The 17,224-nt window shown below is 45.3% G+C and carries 16 protein-coding genes; 7 read left to right on the forward strand and 9 right to left on the reverse strand.

Annotated features, from left to right (window positions below):
* Positions 1 to 20 precede the first annotated feature (20 nt).
* The 4 genes from rpoD to rpsU form a co-directional block, all read right to left on the reverse strand.
* Entirely contained in the window at positions 21 to 1,853 is a 1,833-nt protein-coding gene (rpoD, locus tag AC3RV5_RS05210) for an RNA polymerase sigma factor RpoD (RefSeq protein ID WP_489730907.1), read from the reverse strand.
* Positions 1,854 to 1,997: 144 nt separating this feature from the next.
* Positions 1,998 to 3,764 (reverse strand): DNA primase, encoded by a 1,767-nt coding sequence (gene dnaG / locus AC3RV5_RS05215; RefSeq protein WP_489730908.1) that lies wholly within the window; start codon positions 3,762 to 3,764, stop codon positions 1,998 to 2,000.
* 150 nt (positions 3,765 to 3,914) lie between these two features.
* Positions 3,915 to 4,361, reverse strand: coding sequence for a GatB/YqeY domain-containing protein (locus tag AC3RV5_RS05220; RefSeq protein WP_489730909.1), 447 nt, complete (start codon positions 4,359 to 4,361; stop codon positions 3,915 to 3,917).
* Positions 4,362 to 4,444: 83 nt separating this feature from the next.
* Positions 4,445 to 4,660, reverse strand: a complete 216-nt coding sequence (rpsU, locus tag AC3RV5_RS05225; RefSeq protein ID WP_006991319.1) for a 30S ribosomal protein S21 — start codon at positions 4,658 to 4,660, stop codon at positions 4,445 to 4,447.
* Between the two features lie 222 nt (positions 4,661 to 4,882).
* Here rpsU and tsaD point away from each other — a divergent pair, with 222 nt between their 5' ends.
* The gene (tsaD, locus tag AC3RV5_RS05230; protein WP_489730910.1) at positions 4,883 to 5,896 is read left to right on the forward strand and encodes a tRNA (adenosine(37)-N6)-threonylcarbamoyltransferase complex transferase subunit TsaD; all 1,014 of its coding nucleotides are present in this window, start codon (positions 4,883 to 4,885) and stop codon (positions 5,894 to 5,896) included.
* Between the two features lie 53 nt (positions 5,897 to 5,949).
* Here the strand turns inward: tsaD and plsY are convergent, their stop codons facing one another.
* A complete protein-coding gene (gene plsY / locus AC3RV5_RS05235; RefSeq protein WP_489730911.1) occupies positions 5,950 to 6,552 on the reverse strand; it encodes a glycerol-3-phosphate 1-O-acyltransferase PlsY in 603 nt (200 codons plus the stop codon).
* A gap of 76 nt (positions 6,553 to 6,628) precedes the next feature.
* Between plsY and folB the strand changes: the two genes are divergently transcribed.
* From folB to AC3RV5_RS05255, 4 genes are read left to right on the forward strand one after another with little or no spacing between them, the layout of a single operon-like run.
* Positions 6,629 to 6,985 (forward strand): dihydroneopterin aldolase, encoded by a 357-nt coding sequence (folB, locus tag AC3RV5_RS05240; protein ID WP_489730912.1) that lies wholly within the window; start codon positions 6,629 to 6,631, stop codon positions 6,983 to 6,985.
* Positions 6,985 to 7,503: a 2-amino-4-hydroxy-6-hydroxymethyldihydropteridine diphosphokinase gene (folK, locus tag AC3RV5_RS05245; RefSeq protein ID WP_489730913.1), complete on the forward strand. Its 519-nt coding sequence runs from the start codon at positions 6,985 to 6,987 to the stop codon at positions 7,501 to 7,503. Before folB ends, folK begins: the two co-directional genes overlap by 1 nt.
* Positions 7,500 to 8,300 carry an undecaprenyl-diphosphate phosphatase gene (locus tag AC3RV5_RS05250; protein ID WP_489730914.1) on the forward strand — a complete coding sequence of 267 codons (801 nt, stop codon included), beginning with the start codon at positions 7,500 to 7,502 and terminating at the stop codon, positions 8,298 to 8,300. The genes folK and AC3RV5_RS05250 overlap by 4 nt, the downstream gene beginning before the upstream one ends.
* A 27-nt stretch (positions 8,301 to 8,327) precedes the next feature.
* On the forward strand, positions 8,328 to 8,693 hold the full coding sequence (locus tag AC3RV5_RS05255) for a histidine triad nucleotide-binding protein (protein WP_489730915.1): 366 nt from the start codon (positions 8,328 to 8,330) through the stop codon (positions 8,691 to 8,693).
* 36 nt (positions 8,694 to 8,729) lie between these two features.
* Here the strand turns inward: AC3RV5_RS05255 and AC3RV5_RS05260 are convergent, their stop codons facing one another.
* Entirely contained in the window at positions 8,730 to 10,715 is a 1,986-nt protein-coding gene (locus tag AC3RV5_RS05260; protein WP_489730916.1) for a putative bifunctional diguanylate cyclase/phosphodiesterase, read from the reverse strand.
* Positions 10,716 to 10,782: 67 nt separating this feature from the next.
* On the reverse strand, positions 10,783 to 12,465 hold the full coding sequence (locus AC3RV5_RS05265; RefSeq protein ID WP_489730917.1) for a dipeptidyl-peptidase 3 family protein: 1,683 nt from the start codon (positions 12,463 to 12,465) through the stop codon (positions 10,783 to 10,785).
* A 167-nt stretch (positions 12,466 to 12,632) separates the two neighbouring features.
* On the opposite strand from AC3RV5_RS05265, the gene AC3RV5_RS05270 reads away from it, so the two are divergent.
* Entirely contained in the window at positions 12,633 to 13,469 is an 837-nt protein-coding gene (locus AC3RV5_RS05270; protein ID WP_489730918.1) for an HDOD domain-containing protein, read from the forward strand.
* A 61-nt stretch (positions 13,470 to 13,530) separates the two neighbouring features.
* Here the strand turns inward: AC3RV5_RS05270 and rdgC are convergent, their stop codons facing one another.
* Positions 13,531 to 14,436, reverse strand: coding sequence for a recombination-associated protein RdgC (rdgC, locus tag AC3RV5_RS05275; RefSeq protein WP_489730919.1), 906 nt, complete (start codon positions 14,434 to 14,436; stop codon positions 13,531 to 13,533).
* 98 nt (positions 14,437 to 14,534) lie between these two features.
* Positions 14,535 to 16,262 carry a sensor histidine kinase gene (locus AC3RV5_RS05280; RefSeq protein ID WP_489730920.1) on the reverse strand — a complete coding sequence of 576 codons (1,728 nt, stop codon included), beginning with the start codon at positions 16,260 to 16,262 and terminating at the stop codon, positions 14,535 to 14,537.
* Between the two features lie 252 nt (positions 16,263 to 16,514).
* Here AC3RV5_RS05280 and phoB point away from each other — a divergent pair, with 252 nt between their 5' ends.
* A complete protein-coding gene (gene phoB, locus AC3RV5_RS05285) occupies positions 16,515 to 17,204 on the forward strand; it encodes a phosphate regulon transcriptional regulator PhoB (protein ID WP_489732096.1) in 690 nt (229 codons plus the stop codon).
* Positions 17,205 to 17,224 lie beyond the last annotated feature (20 nt).

The raw sequence follows: 17,224 nt of genomic DNA on the forward strand, positions 1-17,224 counted from the left end.
CGTACTACTAGTAGCCAGCGTTATTCATCAAGAAAACTACGCAGCTGTTCAGAACGGCTTGGATGACGTAACTTGCGCAGCGCCTTGGCCTCAATTTGACGAATACGCTCACGTGTTACATCAAATTGCTTGCCCACTTCTTCCAAGGTATGGTCGGTATTCATATCGATACCAAAACGCATTCTTAACACTTTAGCTTCCCGGGCCGTCAGGCCAGCAAGTACTTCTTGAGTCGCGTTCTTCAAACTGCCACCAGTGGCGTGTTCGAGAGGTTGCACTATAGTGCCGTCTTCTATGAAATCCCCTAAGTGTGAATCTTCATCATCACCGATTGGGGTTTCCATGGAGATTGGCTCTTTGGCAATCTTCAACACCTTTCGGATTTTATCTTCTGGCATCAACATGCGTTCGGACAATTCTTCTGGGGTTGGCTCCCGGCCCATTTCCTGTAACATTTGACGGGAAATTCGATTAAGTTTATTGATCGTTTCAATCATATGCACAGGTATACGAATGGTACGCGCCTGATCCGCAATCGAGCGGGTGATCGCCTGACGTATCCACCAGGTTGCATAGGTGGAAAACTTATAACCACGACGGTATTCAAATTTGTCTACAGCTTTCATCAAACCGATATTCCCTTCTTGGATCAAATCCAGGAACTGCAATCCTCGGTTGGTATATTTCTTGGCGATGGAGATAACCAGACGTAAGTTTGCTTCAACCATTTCTTTTTTGGCGCGTCTGGCTTTAGCTTCACCGATAGACATACGACGGTTGATGTCTTTAATGTCGGCAATATCCAAGCCCGTTTCATGTTCTACGGCATTCATCTTGCCGATGCTGCGCTCTAGCTCTTCCTGATGCTCCTTTAACTCAGGCACAAAGGCAGCGTTAGAGTTAAAAATCTTGAACAACCAAGCGGTGCTAGTTTCGTTGCCAGAGAAGGCCTTGATAAAGTCTTTCTTGGGCATCTTTGCATTGACCACACAGTGTTTCATCACAATACGCTCTTGTACACGAATGCGATTCATCATACTGCGCATGTTTTTAACCATACGGTCAAACTGTTTGGGGATCAGGCGGAATTCTTTGAAAACTTCGCTTAGCTCGTTGATTTCTTTACGTGCGCTTTTGTGTGAACGGCCTTTAGATGCAATTACATCTCGGGCTTTTTCATATTGTAAACGTAACGCCGTGAATTTTTCTCGAGCTTGTTCAGGGTCTGGCCCGGTATCTTCTTCTTCTTCATCTTCGGCATCGTCACCGTCGTCGTCCTCATCATCCAGCTCTTCTTGTGATAGCTCAGAGCCAATATGGGTCGCGGTAGGTGCCACGTTTTGTTCATCGGGATCAACGAAGCCAACTATGATATCGCTGAGGCGTATTTCTTCAGCTTCGTAAAGATCCCACTGGTCGAGCAAATATGTGATAGCTTCAGGATATTCAGCTACTGAACATTGGACCTGGTTAATCCCTTCTTCAATACGCTTGGCAATAACTATTTCGCCTTCACGAGTCAACAGTTCCACCGTACCCATTTCGCGCATATACATGCGCACAGGATCCGTGGTCCGGCCAATTTCGCTCTCAACTGTCGCTAGCGCCTGTGCCGCTGCCTCGGCGACTTCCTCATCCGTGGTTGACTCTTGCATCAATAATTCATCGGCGTCTGGTGCGTTTTCAAACACCTTGATACCCATGTCATTGATCATGCGAATAATGTCTTCGATTTGATCGGAATCAACTATATCTTGCGGCAGGTGATCGTTAACTTCTGCAAAGGTCAAGTAGCCTTGTTCTTTACCTTTGGCAATGAGGAGTTTTATCTGCGACTGCTTGCTTTGCACCATATACCTACACTTCTCGAATTGGATTAAAAATGCTCTCTGGAACCGACGTTTGCGTCAGCCAAAGCGCTAAATACTTTGCCTGTACGAGGCGACAGCGAATTAGCCAGTATAGCAGACTTCACCACCTCAGGGCTATATGTTGGGTCATTTTTGTTCTTTTACAAGTAGGTTTAGTTCTTGTTTTTCTTCTGCGCTTAATTTTGTCAACCTGGACTTGGACATAAGTTCGTCCATTCGGCTTTGCAAATGCCAATCCAATAGTTTGGCAAAACTGTCTGTAAAGACTTTGGCTTGGTTTTGTTCCGCATATTCCCATTCCAACAGTTTAGCTAAATGTGCACTCTGGCGGTGGTCTCGAAAATGCTCGAGTACTTGGGCTGTATTCGCATTAGGTTTGGCAAGACAGAATTGAAAAAGTTCGTTAAGAAAATCCAGTCCTGGAATGCGCATCTTGCCAAGCTGTGCTGGGTCGGCTGCCCTGCATTGGTCAGCAATCTCAGGCTGATCTAATAACAATCGGATCATCATCCTGATCGGCGAAATTTTACTCTTATTCAAAGCAGTAAAATCCTGTTTGGCTCCGGCTTTATGCTGATTGGCTTTGGCTACATCTTGCTCTAACCTGTGGCGATTTTGTTCTCCCATATGGTTGCTTAACTCAGAGCTTAAGATTGCACGTTGGTTGTCCCCCTGGATCTGCTCGATTAGGGGCAACGCTTCAGCTTTGAGCGCAGCTTTTCCCTCTGCACTGCCTATGTGGTGACGCTGCAGCAAGTTATCGAAGAAAAATTTGGACAGGGGCACAGAATCACTGAGCAGTTTGTTTTCAAATTCTTCTTTACCGATCTGCCTGACCAACGTGTCTGGGTCTTCACCATCGGGTAAAAACATGAATTTCATCTGCACGCCATCTTTTAAAAAGGGCAAAGCATTTTCTAACGCGCGCCAGGCAGCTTCTCTACCAGCCCGGTCACCGTCGTAGCAACAAATGACTTCGGGGGTGGTGCGAAACAACATCTGGATATGTTCAGCAGTAGTGGCAGTGCCCAGAGAGGCGACGGCATAATCAATACCAAATTGGCCCAAGGCGACTACATCCATATAACCTTCGACTATCATCAAGCGCTTGAGGCTGCGATGGGCTTGCTTGGCCTGGTAAAAGCCGTAGAGTTCGTGTCCCTTGTGAAAGATACGTGTTTCAGGGGAATTGAGGTATTTGGGCGTCCCGTCTGTGAGTACTCGGCCACCAAAACCTACAATTCGCCCGCGTTTATCCCGAATAGGAAACATAATGCGTTCCCGAAAAAAGTCGAAACGTCGTCTGTTGTCGTTTTCTGTAACCAGTTTAAGATCGAGTAACTGTTGCTGGGCCTCAGGCGTGCGACCAAAAAGGCTCAGGACTGAATCCCATTCAGGGGGAGCGAAGCCAATACCAAAGGCTTTAACTATTTCGCCGCTTAACCCGCGATCTTTTAAATAATTAACCGCTGCATCTTTCTCAGGGTGAACTTTTAGCTGCTGGGCAAAAAAGCGTGCCACAGTTTCCATAAGTTCATAATCGTTAGCCTTTTGCTGCTTTTGTTGAGCTGTTGGTGCAGGGGTAGCATTTTTCTCTCTGGGCACTTCGATGCTATGGTATTGAGCCAACTCTTCTATGGCCTCAGGGAATTCAAGGCGATCATATTCCATCATAAATGAAATGACATTACCGTGGGCACCACAGCCGAAACAATGGTAAAACTGCTTATCTTGACTGACCGTAAAAGAGGGACTTTTTTCGTCGTGAAAGGGACAGCAGGCCTGATAGTTTTTGCCTGCTTTTTTCAGGCGTACACGGCTATCGACCAGCTCGACTATATCGGTGCGGGCAATTAAATCATCAATAAATTCGCGAGGAATACGGCCGTTCATGCAAGATCCTCAGAGTGTATAATTAAAACAGCGATGACTGATTTGCAGTGTGCAATGTGATCATGCCTGATGTCCAGAAACAAACAAGCCGCAATATTATGCGGCTTGTTAAAGTTCATTCTATAAGTGTAGTTAATTGAGCAGGTGACGCTAGCTTGATAACTTAGCTTTAATTTGCCCACTCAATTTACCCATGTCTGTTCGACCCAGAACTTTAGGTTTTAGCCAAGCCATCACCTTACCCATATCTTGCATACTGGCTGCAGACGTTTCGACCATTGCCTGATCAATCAAAGCATTGAGCTGTTCATCACTCAAGGCTTGGGGTAAAAAATCTTGCAGAATAACGATTTCAGCAAGTTCAGTATCGACTAAATCCTGACGATTGGCTTGTGCAAACTGACTTGCAGCATCTTTTCTCTGTTTAACCATCTTAGTAAGCAGAGCAATTATATCGTCATCGGTAAGCTCAATGCGCTCATCAATTTCACGTTGCTTAACGGCTGCTAAGGCCATGCGGATAGTGCCAAGACGTAATTTTTGTCTGGCGCGCATGGCGTCTATTTGTGCATTTTTTAAATCATCTAACAAGGACATGGAATTGACTCGAAGAAAAACTAAAAATGAACCTAAGATAAAACTGCAAAGGGCGTTTAACTAATAAACGCCCCAGGAGAGAATTAGTACAATCTGATGCGACGCGCGTTTTCGCGAGATAACTTCTTCAAAAGACGTTTCTTGGCGGCAGCTTTCTTACGCTTACGTTCCCAAGTAGGCTTTTCAAAAAATTCGCGACGACGAACTTCTGAAAGTACACCCGCTTTTTCACATGAACGTTTAAAACGACGCAATGCAACGTCAAATGGTTCGTTTTCTCTAACTTTAACGATTGGCATTAAAATCTCACCTCAAAAATAAAATACTTTGTCTGCCAGCGCAAAATGTATAACCGGCTCTCTTAAAAATGGTGCGGAATTTTAATCATTTACGCGGCAATTGTAAAGACCCGATATCGGAAATATTGCACATGACACCGGATTATCCACACAATAATGGAGAAATCCAAGCTGTGAGGGTAGAATGCGGCCCATTAATTGATTCAGGGCAGTGAACCTACTATGCGCGTTATTGGTATTGAAACCTCATGTGACGAAACCGGCATTGCCGTTTATGACGAAACCCAAGGCTTATTATCGCATCAACTTTACAGTCAGGTAAAGCTGCATGCTGATTATGGTGGCGTCGTGCCCGAATTGGCCTCCCGGGATCACGTACGCAAAATTGTGCCTTTGATTAAACAAGTGTTAAAAGAGGCTCAGTGCGCGCCCAAGGACATTGATGGTATTGCCTTTACCAAGGGCCCCGGATTAGTTGGCGCGTTATTGGTCGGCTCTTGTGTGGCACGCAGTTTGGCGTTTGCCTGGGGCGTTCCTGCTGTGGGGGTGCACCATATGGAAGGTCATTTATTAGCGCCTATGTTAGATGAGCCCGCCCCTGAATTTCCGTTTGTCGCTTTGTTGGTGTCCGGCGGACATTCGATGATGGTGCGCGTGGACGGTATTGGGCAATATGAAATTTTAGGTGAATCCTTAGACGATGCGGCGGGCGAAGCTTTTGATAAAACCGCCAAGTTATTAGGTCTGGATTATCCTGGTGGTCCCTTACTGGCAAAAATGGCCGAACAAGGTGAAGCGGGCCACTACAAATTTCCCCGACCCATGACAGATCGCCCTGGATTGGATTTTAGTTTCAGTGGTTTGAAGACTTTCGCTGCCAATACCATTCGCGCATCGGATCATGCTGCGCAAACCCACGCCAATATAGCCTATGCGTTTCAAGACGCGGTGGTCGATACGTTAGCTATTAAGTGTCGTCGGGCTCTCAAACAAACTGGACTTAAACGGCTGGTGATTGCTGGTGGAGTCAGTGCTAACAAGCAATTACGGGTTGAGTTTGCAGCTATGATGCAAAAGTTGGGAGGAGAGGTGTTTTACCCCCGCCTGGAATTTTGTACAGACAACGGTGCCATGATCGCATACGCCGGACTGCAACGCCTAAAAGCCGGTGAAAGGGAGCCTTTAGGCAGCAAAGCTAAACCTAGATGGGCACTGGATGAGCTCGCGCCAATCTAGGGTTGTAACGCCTATCAGGCGGACTCACCAATAAGTCTTTGGCTGCTGGCGATCTATTCTCGTGTTCTGCCTTTGTCCCAGATTTTACTTTCCTGGCCTGTGAGTAAACGCAGGATATTGTCTTTATGACGAATGATGATCAGTAAGCAGAGCAACGTAACGGGTAGGGTATAGGCTGGTTTGATAAACCAGATAAAAAACGGCGCCAAACTGGCGGAAATGATCGCCCCCAGGGAGGAATAACCGCTAATAAATACAATCGCCAGCCAGCAACCTATTAACATGGCTGAAAGCTCGAAACCTAGGGGTAACATGGCTCCAAAGGCGGTGGCTACACCTTTTCCACCCCGGAAATGGAAATACAAGGGAAATATATGGCCCAGGCATGCCGCGAGGCCAACCAAGCCCAGAGTGATCGGCGGCAAACCCAGGAAATAACCACCCCAGACGGGGATCGTACCTTTCAAAACATCAAAAATAAGCACCAAAGCAGCAGGGAAACGGCCACCTATACGCAATACATTGGTGGCCCCTGGATTGCCTGAGCCAGTGACTCGGGGATCGGGTAGGGCGAACAATTGACAGACTAATACGGCACTTGACACCGAGCCGAGTAAATATGCGCCGCAAAAAATTAAAATGCTAAGTGATGTCATGTACTTGTGTTCTGTAAACGAGGTACAATCTGTCCAGATTACCCTAAAATTTAACGAATAGCAGCGCGGATCTTTCATGGATAAAATTCATATCGAAGGCTTAGAAGTATTTTCGCTGATTGGCGTTTACGATTGGGAGCGGGAGGCAAAACAAAGGCTGTTAGTGGATATGGTGTTATATACGGATTTGAGTCTTGCCGCCAGGAGCGACAAAGTCGCCGATACCCTAAATTACGCAGAGGTTGCCAGTTCGGTTGTCTCCACGGCCAATGACAGTAGTTTTGAGCTAATCGAAGCCCTGGCAGGGGCCATGATTAAACAGTTGTTTGTACAATTCCCCATAACAAAAATCCGCTTGAAATTGAGTAAACCGGGTATTTTGCACAACGCACAAAATGTTGCCGTGCAATTGACTCGTGAGCGCCAACATTAATGCACTCAGCTGAGCCATCCCACTGCATTTTTATCAGTGTCGGTAGTAATGTTAATCGTGAAATACACATCAGAGCTGGATTAGATGCTATGCATCAGGTCTTTGGACCTATGCTGCTCTCTTCTGTGTATGAAAGCGAGTCTGTGGGGTTCAAAGGCAGTAATTTTTATAATCTGGTGGTGCAGACATCAACCCACCTTGGGGTGCTTGAAGTCGTGCACATTCTCAAACAAATAGAACGGAATAATTTGCGTAGTCACGAGGGTAAGAAATTTTCACCTCGCACGCTGGATCTCGATTTACTTTTATATGACCAGGTCGCTACCGAAAAACCTGTTGAACTTCCCAGGGGTGAAATTCTGTATAACGCTTTTGTGTTACAACCCTTGGCAGAAATAGCGCCGCTGTTAACCCATCCCATAAACGGTGAGACCTACCAGGCCTTATGGCATAAATACGACAAAAATCAACAACACCTTTGGCCAATTGACTTTATCTGGAGCGCTATACCGCAATGACACTTACCGAAATTATTATCCTGGCTATTATTCAGGGGATCACCGAGTTTTTACCTATTTCGAGCTCAGCGCACCTGCTTTTACCCTCTATCTTACTGGGCTGGGAAAATCAGGGCTTGGCGTTTGACGTCTCTGTGCACGTGGGCAGTTTACTCGCCGTTATGATTTATTTTCGTAACGACATTGCTCGCATGCTCGTGGCGTGGTTGAGCGCAGGATTCAGTCAAAGTCAAACCGATGACAGCAAACTTGCCTGGTGGGTCATTATTGCCACCATTCCTGCTGTATTAGTCGGTTTCGCCGGCAAAGCCTTTATAGAGGAGTATGCGCGCTCGGCTTTGGTGATCGCTTGTACCACCATAGGTTTCGGTTTGTTGTTATGGTATGCAGACCGGCGGGCGACGTTAACCAAAACGGTCTATCAGCTGAGCTGGAAAAATGCGTTGTTTGTTGGGTTTGCCCAGGCGCTGGCACTGATACCTGGAACCTCACGCTCAGGCATTACCATGACAGCGGGTCTGATGCTAGGTATGGACAGGGAAAGTGCGGCGCGCTTTTCATTCCTGCTGTCCATTCCTGTGATAATAGGCGCAGGTTTGTTGGCAACGTTAGACCTGGTAAGCGCACCGGAGGGGGTTGACTGGAATGCATTACTCTACGGAGCTGTACTATCCTTTGTTAGTGCCTATGCCTGTATTTACCTGTTTTTATCCTGGATCTCACGCATCGGCATGATGCCCTTTGTTATCTACAGGTTATTACTGGGTGCGGTATTGCTGTACTTTGTATTTGCTTAAACGCTTGTTTACCCAAGGAGAACTATTTTGACTGATACTATTTTTGCCAAGATCATTAAACGGGAAATCCCCGCGGATATTCTGTATGAAGATGAGCTTGCCTTGGCTTTTAGTGATACTAATCCCCAGGCCCCGGTGCATTTTCTGGTTATTCCGAAAAAACCTATTCCTACTATCAACGATCTACAATTAGACGATAGGGAGTTGGTGGGGCACCTGTTCTGGATAGCGGCACATATTGCCGAGGAAAAAGGTGTAGCAGAGCAAGGCTATCGTACCGTCATGAACTGTAACGGTTACGGTGGGCAGAGCGTCTATCACATTCATCTGCACGTTTTGGCGGGAACGCCAATGGGCTGGCCACCTTATAGTACAAAAATGAAAATAGAATAATTCAGACCCATTGTCTGGCATCGGGGCTGCGTGTTATTAAATAACGAAGGTACCATTTTGTTCTTCGATATTTTCGCTCTTGGTGCCGGTAAAAGATTGAGTGATGAAATGATCGACATGGCGTTCTTCAATAGGTTTGGAAAAAAAGAAACCCTGAGAGAAATGTACGCCTAACTTTTTTAATGTCTGGGCCTGTTGCTCGGTTTCGACCCCCTCTGCGACCACTAAATAGTCAAAGGCTTTAGCAATATTAATCACTGCTTTGACGATCGCCAAACCGCTGGTATCAATACGGGCTATAAATGATCGGTCTATTTTGACTATATTGACCGCTAAATCCTGCATCACTGAAAGGGAAGAATATTCCGTTCCAAAATCGTCGATTGATACTTTGATGCCTCGACTCTGCAATATTTTTATCCGTGCCACTATGATGTCTTTATCCAACGAAAAGACAGATTCGGTTATCTCCAGATGCAATAAGGTTGCGGGTAGCTCACTTGTTAAAAGGGCTGTATCGACAATTTCAATAAAATCAGCAGCCTGTAACTGATTCACAGACACGTTTACCGTCACCGCTATCTGCTGTGGCCATTTTTTAGCGGCGACACAAGCTTGATTGAGCACCCAAGCACCAATTTTTCGTATGAAGCCATATTGCTCCGCGACCGGGATGAATTCCGAGGGTGCTATGTTTTCGCCGTCCTTCTGCCAGCGCAATAAAGCTTCAAATGCACTGATCTGACCGCTATCAGAGACGATTATGGGTTGAAAGTTTAAGCGTAATTCCCCTGCCTCTATGGCGCGCGCCAAGCCGTCTTTAAGGTACTGTTCTCGATTGAGCTTATCACCTAACGTTTGGGAAAATACCCCCACTGTGGAAATATCCCGTTTCTTTTGATAATACATGGCCATATCGGCCAGCTGGATAAGTTGTAGTTCGTTGTCCGTATGTTGTGGATATAGGGCAATGCCAATGGTCGCTCCCAATGATAGTTGGGTGTTTTGAAAAAGATAAGCCTCAGATATATATTCAATTAATTGTTTGGCCTGGGCGACGGCTTCGGATTCGTGAGTATTGGGTAAAGCCAATAAAAACTCATCTCCTCCCCAGCGACACAGTAATTGCAAATTATCACATTGCTGTTTTAAACGAGCAGCGGTTTGGGTCAAAATTTGATCCCCCGCATCGTGGCCGATTGTGTCATTAATTTTTTTAAATCCATCTAAATCAATAAACAACAGTGCCATGGGCTGAGAATGCTCAATACAGGTCTGTAGACAGGATTTTAAATGGGTTAGAAATGCCGTGCGATTAAATAGACCGGTCAGGGGATCCAGATTAGACAACTCGTATATGGTGCGGGTACGCTTTTCTACCTGCTCTTCCATATGTTGCACCAGCATGGCATTTTCGTTTTTAAATTTAATCGCCTGAGCGGTAAAATCAGCGGTTTTTTGGGCGCTTATTACCATTACTAAGCCAAAGGACAAACCTAATACGCCTAACACTTGACGATAGTCGTCCTCAGACAAGAGCAGGCCAATTGAAAAAGGCACCAGTAATATGAAGGAGTAGGCCATGGCAGTTTTTTTATGAGCTGCCAACACACTTGCCGCCCCACCTGCCATGGCCGACACAATAATAATGGTGCTGGCTAATTCTATGGTGTCGGCAGAGGAATATATGGTTAAACAATAAATACACCACATCAATGCTGTTACATGTGTGCCTAAAACAAAACGTAGGGTGGCACGACGCCCATCGTAAAGGGTGCCTAGTTGTTTGGTGCGCCACCAAAATGAGTCCACTAGACGTAAACTTAGAATTAACAGCATCAGCCCCCACCAAATCTGTTTGAAATTAACTAGAACGAGGCTGTCAAAAGCAAAAACCAATAAGGTGGCTGCAAAAAACGAAACTAATACTCCGCCTAAGCTATGTTGATATAGCAATGCCGCAGCGTCTCGTTCCTCACACCTGATAAGTTCTTGCTCTGGATTGATAATAATGATGCCCAAATTACCCGCATAGCAAGTAATTTAGCATGGCAAATGAAATATTAGCTAGTAGATAATTATTCGGTAGTTACTGGGAGGTTAAACCTAATACCTTCTTGCCCTGAATAAAAGTAATGTCCACGGGAATATTGGCCGCAGTTAAACGTTGTAAATCTTCGGCTAAAGTCTGTTTGATTACCCCTTTGTCACTGACTAAGTCCGCCACGCCTTGATAGTCGCCGTTGCCCTGTAAGGTTAATATCAGTTTGGACAGGGCATCAATAGCTTCGCCCATCTTGGCCATGTCTACTAAATACAAACCGTCTTTGTCGCGACTGAAAGCGCCGTATTGTTCGAAGAAGTTAAAACGGATCATATTCGCTTTACCATGGGCACTGGAAGCACCAAAACGAACCGAACGAAAAATGCCCGCCATAAAGGTGATGTAATAGTCCTCCAGTTTTCCTTCGGTGATCACACCATTTTCAAGTAATTGGCGCACCATATACAGCCCCAATATGTCGGCTTTACCTTCTTCCAAAGCGGAAGCGTGTTCTTTTAAGGCTTGGCGAACGGTATTTTTACCATCTATAGTGTTTTTAACGCCCAGGCCATGAGCCACTTCGTGAAACATAGTGTTGGCAAAAAAGGCATCAAAGGTAATATTCTGCCGTTGGCCAGGGACGATCAACTGCTTCGCTATCGGCACCAGAATATTTTCAAACTTGGCCAACATGGCATTTTTAAGTTGCAGACGTCGGGTTCCCTTTTGTAATTGTACCGTTTCATCGTTGGGTAAGTTTATGGCAATAGTTTTACTGCCGGCATTAGAATGGCCAGCATAATATATGACATCGTAGGCGTTTAAATCTGCATTGGCTCCCGGAATTTCAGCTTTATACCTATCACTAACCGGTAATCCCCGTTGCAATTGTGGCAAGTAAGAGGCGTATTTGCTGAGTTTTTCGCTCCAGGTAAGATCTTTGATTAAGACATAAGCTTCAAAGGCTGCGCGATAACCGAATAGTTGGTCTTCATAGGTTTCAATCGGGCCAATGACCAATTCAATGGGATTAGATTTCATATCCATCCAGGCAAAATCCGATGCCTGATATTGGTTAGTTAACAACGCTTCTGCCCGAAGTTCCAGGTAATGAGCAAAGCTTTTATCGTCAGCCAACTTTGCGGCTCGGCGTAATAATGCGGCAGCCTCAGCCAGGGGCTTGGCAAAATAAACAGAGTAGGGGACAGCCATAAGCTGTCCTTTTTTATCTCTTACGACCATGGAGTAAAGGCCAGTTTTATTGGCAAAGTCAGCGTGTTCAAATTCGGCTTTGGTCATATCCTGAGGGTAAAATTGTGCTCCCAAGGGCTTTTTCGCCACCCCTTGTAAAAACGCTAGGTCGCCGTTGAGACGATCCCAGGGGCCATAGTTAATATCGGCAAAATGGCGGACATCCGGGTCGGCAATACGTGCAAGAAATGTATTTTTATCTTCACCAAAAGCTTGTTGCCAGAATAGCGAATCCATAATTTTAGAGGCATCGACTAATAGACCTAACATGGTCTTTTGATTGCGGGACAAGGAGGAGAGATCCGTACTGAGCTCAACATCCTGGTATATATGCAGGCGGTTTTTGGCAGCGGATACGACCTTATATTCAGGTGTTTCTGCTACAGGATCGCTAACTTGGGCGGTTGCCATGGAACAGCCGCACGCCAGTGTTGTCATACAGATAGCGCCTAAAAAAGATTTTTGCCACATAACCATGCCTTAAATTGTGAATTTTTAAGACGACTTTTTAACATTCTATAGGCCGATAGTAAATCGCTTAAATGTTTCAAGAGGTTGGCCGAAATCTGATAGTGATAGTTTAATGTTATGTTAGGATAAATTTTTTATAGCATGTTCGTTAGTTACCCACTGAAGGTTGGAAAATGTCTACTGAAAACGCATTGTTGACCATTTTGGTTGAAAAAATTAATAACGATACTTTGGTGTTGCCCACGTTGCCAGCCATTGCTCTGAAAGTACGCAAAGCGGCGGATGATCCCAATATTAACCTCAATGCGATGGCGGATGTGATTGGTCAGGATCCGTCTTTGTCGGCGCGTATGATAAAAATATCCAACAGTTCTTATATGGGACGAGCGGTCAAAGTAAGTTCAACTGCTCAAGCGGTCACTCGAATAGGCCTCAGGCAAATCAAAAACATCGCTACTGCACTGGCCATGGAACAGTTGTTTGTTTCCAAAAATGACGTTGTTAAAGAATACCTGGAACGGATATGGGCGGAGAACCTCAAGGTTGTGGCCAATGCGATGGCCGTGATGCAACTGCATGTCAAAGAAACTAAAAACCGTTCCCTCAACCTAGACACCATGACCCTAGCAGCATTGGTGCACAATATAGGCGTTTTACCTATCTTGACGGAAGCTGAACGCCACCCCGATGTGTTTGCCAACCCGACCTTTTTAAATGTGGCCATTGAGAAGTTAGCGGGAAAGATAGCTGCGAGTATCATGAAAGAGTGGGGGTTCGAGGCAGAATTTATTAATGTAGCTGAAAATTGGCGTGACTTAGCCATTCAAACCGAGAATGTCTCCTATTTGGATTTTACCCGTCTCGGTGCAACCCTGGCAGGGCAATTTGAGTCGGAAAAAGATGCGGTCATGAATTTAAGTATGCAAAAAGGCGTAGTCAGTGACCTGAACTTGCTACAGTCCGATGAATTTATCGAACTGCGTGATAGCGCGATGCAGATATTTGTGTAGTTGCCACAACCCCACCGCGCTAAAACCCAAGCCTGTACCCTACAGGCTTGGATTTTCACAGCTACTGAGTTTCTTGCTGTAAGCCAAAAATCTCTATTAAGCGTTTGGCAAATCTGACGATTTCCGCTGACATCAAGGCAAAATCCGCATCCATCTTGGCTAACCTGTCATCTTTGGGAATGTCATCATTTTGTTCAGTTAGTACATCGGTAAATTTCAAACGTTTGACCGCCATGTCTTCTTGCAATAAGGCGCTGAAGGTTTCATCCCATTCGATGGCAATTTTCTGTACTGTTTTGCCAGCGCTCAGGTGATTTAACATTTCTACGCTATTCAAATCCTGATTTTTACAGCGCACTATTGCCCCATCCTCCTCCAGGGAACGCAGTTCCGCTTCTTCAAGAATGATCACATCGCTGGGCACGCTATCGTCTTTGAGCCAGGCGGTTAGCTCTGCCTGCACAGATTGTTTGGCTAGAGGTACTACAGGTAAGGACCCCAGGGCTTTACGTAACATCGCTAGAAATACTTCTGCCTTTCCATCGGCACTGGCATCAACCACCACCAGGTTATCTGCGGTGGAGATAAAACCATGGGTAAAACTATTTTTGGTAAAGGCCTGGGGTAGCAAACGATGAATGATTTCTTGTTTTAAATCTTGCTGGGCTTTTTTGCCAACAGGTGAGCCAGTTTCTGCTTCGATATGGGCTACTTTTTCGGCCAGTTCAGCATTGATGACGGCGGCCGGTAACAGACGATCCTGTTTCTTCAGGGTCACCCAAAATTTACCGTTCGCAGCATGGTATAAACTCTCTCCCTGATTGAAAGGCGATGACCAGCCCATGGTTGACAATTCTTGGCTGCCGCAGGGACGAAAGGGAAACTCTTTTAATTTGGCTTGCAAGTCTTCTTCAGCAAGATCCATCGTTTGAGTGAGGCTGTATAGCTTCAGGTTTTTAAACCACATAAAATAATATCCGTTAATAAATGGGTGATTAGGAAACACGTCCTAGGAAAAAGTTGGCTAGCCTAGCAGCCTTTGCAGTGAACTGCCAAGGCTAGAATTTAAGAATTTACCGGTACGGTCAATACATAACGCAGCCCTTTACCTGGCTGACTAAAGACCTCTATATCTCCTTTTAACGTCTGGGTGACCAGGTTATACATGATATGGGTGCCCAGGCCGCTCCCCCCTCTGCCGCGTTTGGTGGTATAAAAAGCGTCGAAGTGCTTGGCTAATGAATCGGCAGGCAAACCTTTACCGTTATCCCGGTAATCTATGGTTAACACCCCTTTATTTTCGGTGATATTGATGTCTATGGTGCCCTTGGGAATATCCTCAAAACCATGGATCAACGAATTCATCACCATGTTAGTGAAAATTTGCGCCAGCATACCAGGTGCGCAATTGACTATAATATTATCGGGGCAACTGATATTTATCACATGTTGTTTTTTTTTCAAATTTGGGGCCAGGGACTGAATGATCTCATGTAAATATTCTTTGAGGTTGATTTCTCGCTCCGCCTCACTGGCTTGATCCACGGCCACTTGTTTGAAACTGGAAATCAGATCCGACGCCCGGTTTAGATTGTTTACCAATAGGGTAATGGTTTGCTGGGCCTCAGACAGAAATGAGCTCATGGTACTGCCAGTCAGGGTTTTTTCTTCGTAGGCCTTACGTAAATTATTAACTCTTTCCTGTAAAAAACTGGTGGCGGTCACACCCACACCCAAAGGGGTATTTACATCATGGGCTATACCGGCGACCAGTCCCCCCAGAGAAGCCATGCGTTCTGACTCCAGCAATTGATCTTTAGCCAGTTGTAAAGTTTCCATGGATGAGGCGAGTTCAGAATTACGTTTACGTAATTCGTCCTCAATAAACTGCCGGTTTTCATTTTCTTGTCGAAGCTCCCGCTGATTAACTATTAACTCGTCTTTTTGCTGTTCCAAATCCAACATGATCTTGCTCAGGGTGGCAGTTTTTTTTGCTACTTCCTGTTCTAAGGAAATATTTTGATCGTCCAGCAGGCGATTGGCATTTTCCAGCTCGATTTGTGCCCCTTTAAGCCGGCTCTGAAAATCGATCAAGCCATCGACCAGGCTGTTATAGGAATTTTCTAATAATTTGAATTCGTTATCATCATCCACATGCAAATGTAACTTCGAGGATTCCGGCTCATCAATATTAAAATCGCTAATTTGCTGTCTTAGCTCATTAAGGGGATTGGTTAACATGGTGCGAAACGCACTCATAAACAAAAATACCAGAAAGGCGGTTTTGACGACGGCGTTGCCGATCAAAAAGAATATCCCGACTTCTATACGGCCAAAGATAATTTGAATACTGGAATAAAGCGTTACATCACCAACCAGTGAGGTACGACCAGAAAATTCGAAAATTAATGGAAAACTGTAACCAAAAGTTCCGCCATCATGATCTTGCACAATGCCTTTGGTAATCGGGGTGAGCGGTTGTTCGGTCGTCCGCCCCAAGTTGGCAATGTAATTCCCGTTCTCGTCACGGATCTGGACCCCCTCAACTATCGGCAACTCCATCAACCCCGTGGCAATGGATTTGGCTTGGGCCATATTTAATTCCCAGATGGCACGAGTTAGACTGGTGCTAAAAGTATTCTTTAGGGTCTGTAGCTCACCTTCAATGTGACTCTTTGCATTTAAATATTCGGTGAAAATTTGGCCTATGGTAACGGTGAGTGTTAACACAAAATAAACAGACAGAACACGCGTTAATAATTTTTTTGATAACGTGTTTTTTACGTTAGACATAAGCAAATCCGTATGTACAGCGAGCCGTTAGAATAGGTGGAACGGGCAAAATAAACAAGCGGCATGATTATCCCCTAAGCTAGATCTTTGTTCACAAGTAGTTGATCTACAGCTGAATTAAAGGTTTGTAGGGATCCGGGGCATTTTTTAAGGCTTTTTAAGGTTGTTAATCAATTCTTTATGTTAACTTTAATAAAAGTGTCACACACCTAACGAATAATTACGGTCTTTGTCATGAACGGGAATAAGAATATGGCCAAACGAGTATTGTTGGTTGAAGATGAAGCGCCGATCAGAGAGATGTTGAAATTTGTATTGGAACAGTCTGGCTATGAAACCTTGGAAGCAGAAGACTTCGATGTTGCCCTGCAGAAGGTGGTTGAACCTTATCCAGACCTGATTTTACTCGACTGGATGTTACCCGGTGGAAGCGGGGTGCAATTAGCCAAACGTTTGAAACAACATGAATTCACCCGGGATATTCCCATTATTATGGTCACTGCCCGTGGAGAAGAAGAAGATAAAGTCCGAGGGCTTGATTCCGGTGCGGATGACTATGTGACCAAACCCTTTTCACCCAAGGAGTTGCTGGCGAGAATAAAAGCCGTTATACGCCGGGTAACACCCACTTCCAGTGATGAACAAATACAATACAATGGTTTGCTGCTTGACCCGGTTTCCCATCGCGCCACAGCTAATGGCGAACCGTTAGACATGGGGCCCACTGAGTTTAAATTATTGCACTTTTTTATGGCCCATTCTGAGCGTGTCTATAGCCGTGAGCAATTGTTAGACAATGTGTGGGGAACCAATGTATATGTGGAAGACCGTACGGTAGATGTGCATATAAGACGTTTGCGCAAGGCGATTTCACGTTTTGGCCACGACAGTATGATCCAGACTGTGCGTGGCTCAGGCTATCGATTTTCGCCTAAGGTTTAGTTTCCGGCTCGGAACTATTA

The organism is Paraglaciecola sp. IT1134 (assembly GCF_058068185.1).

Bases quoted from the DNA above. Each gene is read 5' to 3' on its own strand.
- rpoD (WP_489730907.1), bottom strand. From the start codon at position 1,853: ATGGTGCAAAGCAAGCAGTCGCAGATAAAACTCCTCATTGCCAAAGGT.
- dnaG (WP_489730908.1), bottom strand. From the start codon at position 3,764: ATGAACGGCCGTATTCCTCGCGAATTTATTGATGATTTAATTGCCCGC.
- AC3RV5_RS05220 (WP_489730909.1), bottom strand. From the start codon at position 4,361: ATGTCCTTGTTAGATGATTTAAAAAATGCACAAATAGACGCCATGCGC.
- rpsU (WP_006991319.1), bottom strand. From the start codon at position 4,660: ATGCCAATCGTTAAAGTTAGAGAAAACGAACCATTTGACGTTGCATTG.
- tsaD (WP_489730910.1), top strand. From the start codon at position 4,883: ATGCGCGTTATTGGTATTGAAACCTCATGTGACGAAACCGGCATTGCC.
- plsY (WP_489730911.1), bottom strand. From the start codon at position 6,552: ATGACATCACTTAGCATTTTAATTTTTTGCGGCGCATATTTACTCGGC.
- folB (WP_489730912.1), top strand. From the start codon at position 6,629: ATGGATAAAATTCATATCGAAGGCTTAGAAGTATTTTCGCTGATTGGC.
- folK (WP_489730913.1), top strand. From the start codon at position 6,985: ATGCACTCAGCTGAGCCATCCCACTGCATTTTTATCAGTGTCGGTAGT.
- AC3RV5_RS05250 (WP_489730914.1), top strand. From the start codon at position 7,500: ATGACACTTACCGAAATTATTATCCTGGCTATTATTCAGGGGATCACC.
- AC3RV5_RS05265 (WP_489730917.1), bottom strand. From the start codon at position 12,465: ATGGTTATGTGGCAAAAATCTTTTTTAGGCGCTATCTGTATGACAACA.
- AC3RV5_RS05270 (WP_489730918.1), top strand. From the start codon at position 12,633: ATGTCTACTGAAAACGCATTGTTGACCATTTTGGTTGAAAAAATTAAT.
- rdgC (WP_489730919.1), bottom strand. From the start codon at position 14,436: ATGTGGTTTAAAAACCTGAAGCTATACAGCCTCACTCAAACGATGGAT.
- AC3RV5_RS05280 (WP_489730920.1), bottom strand. From the start codon at position 16,262: ATGTCTAACGTAAAAAACACGTTATCAAAAAAATTATTAACGCGTGTT.
- phoB (WP_489732096.1), top strand. From the start codon at position 16,515: ATGGCCAAACGAGTATTGTTGGTTGAAGATGAAGCGCCGATCAGAGAG.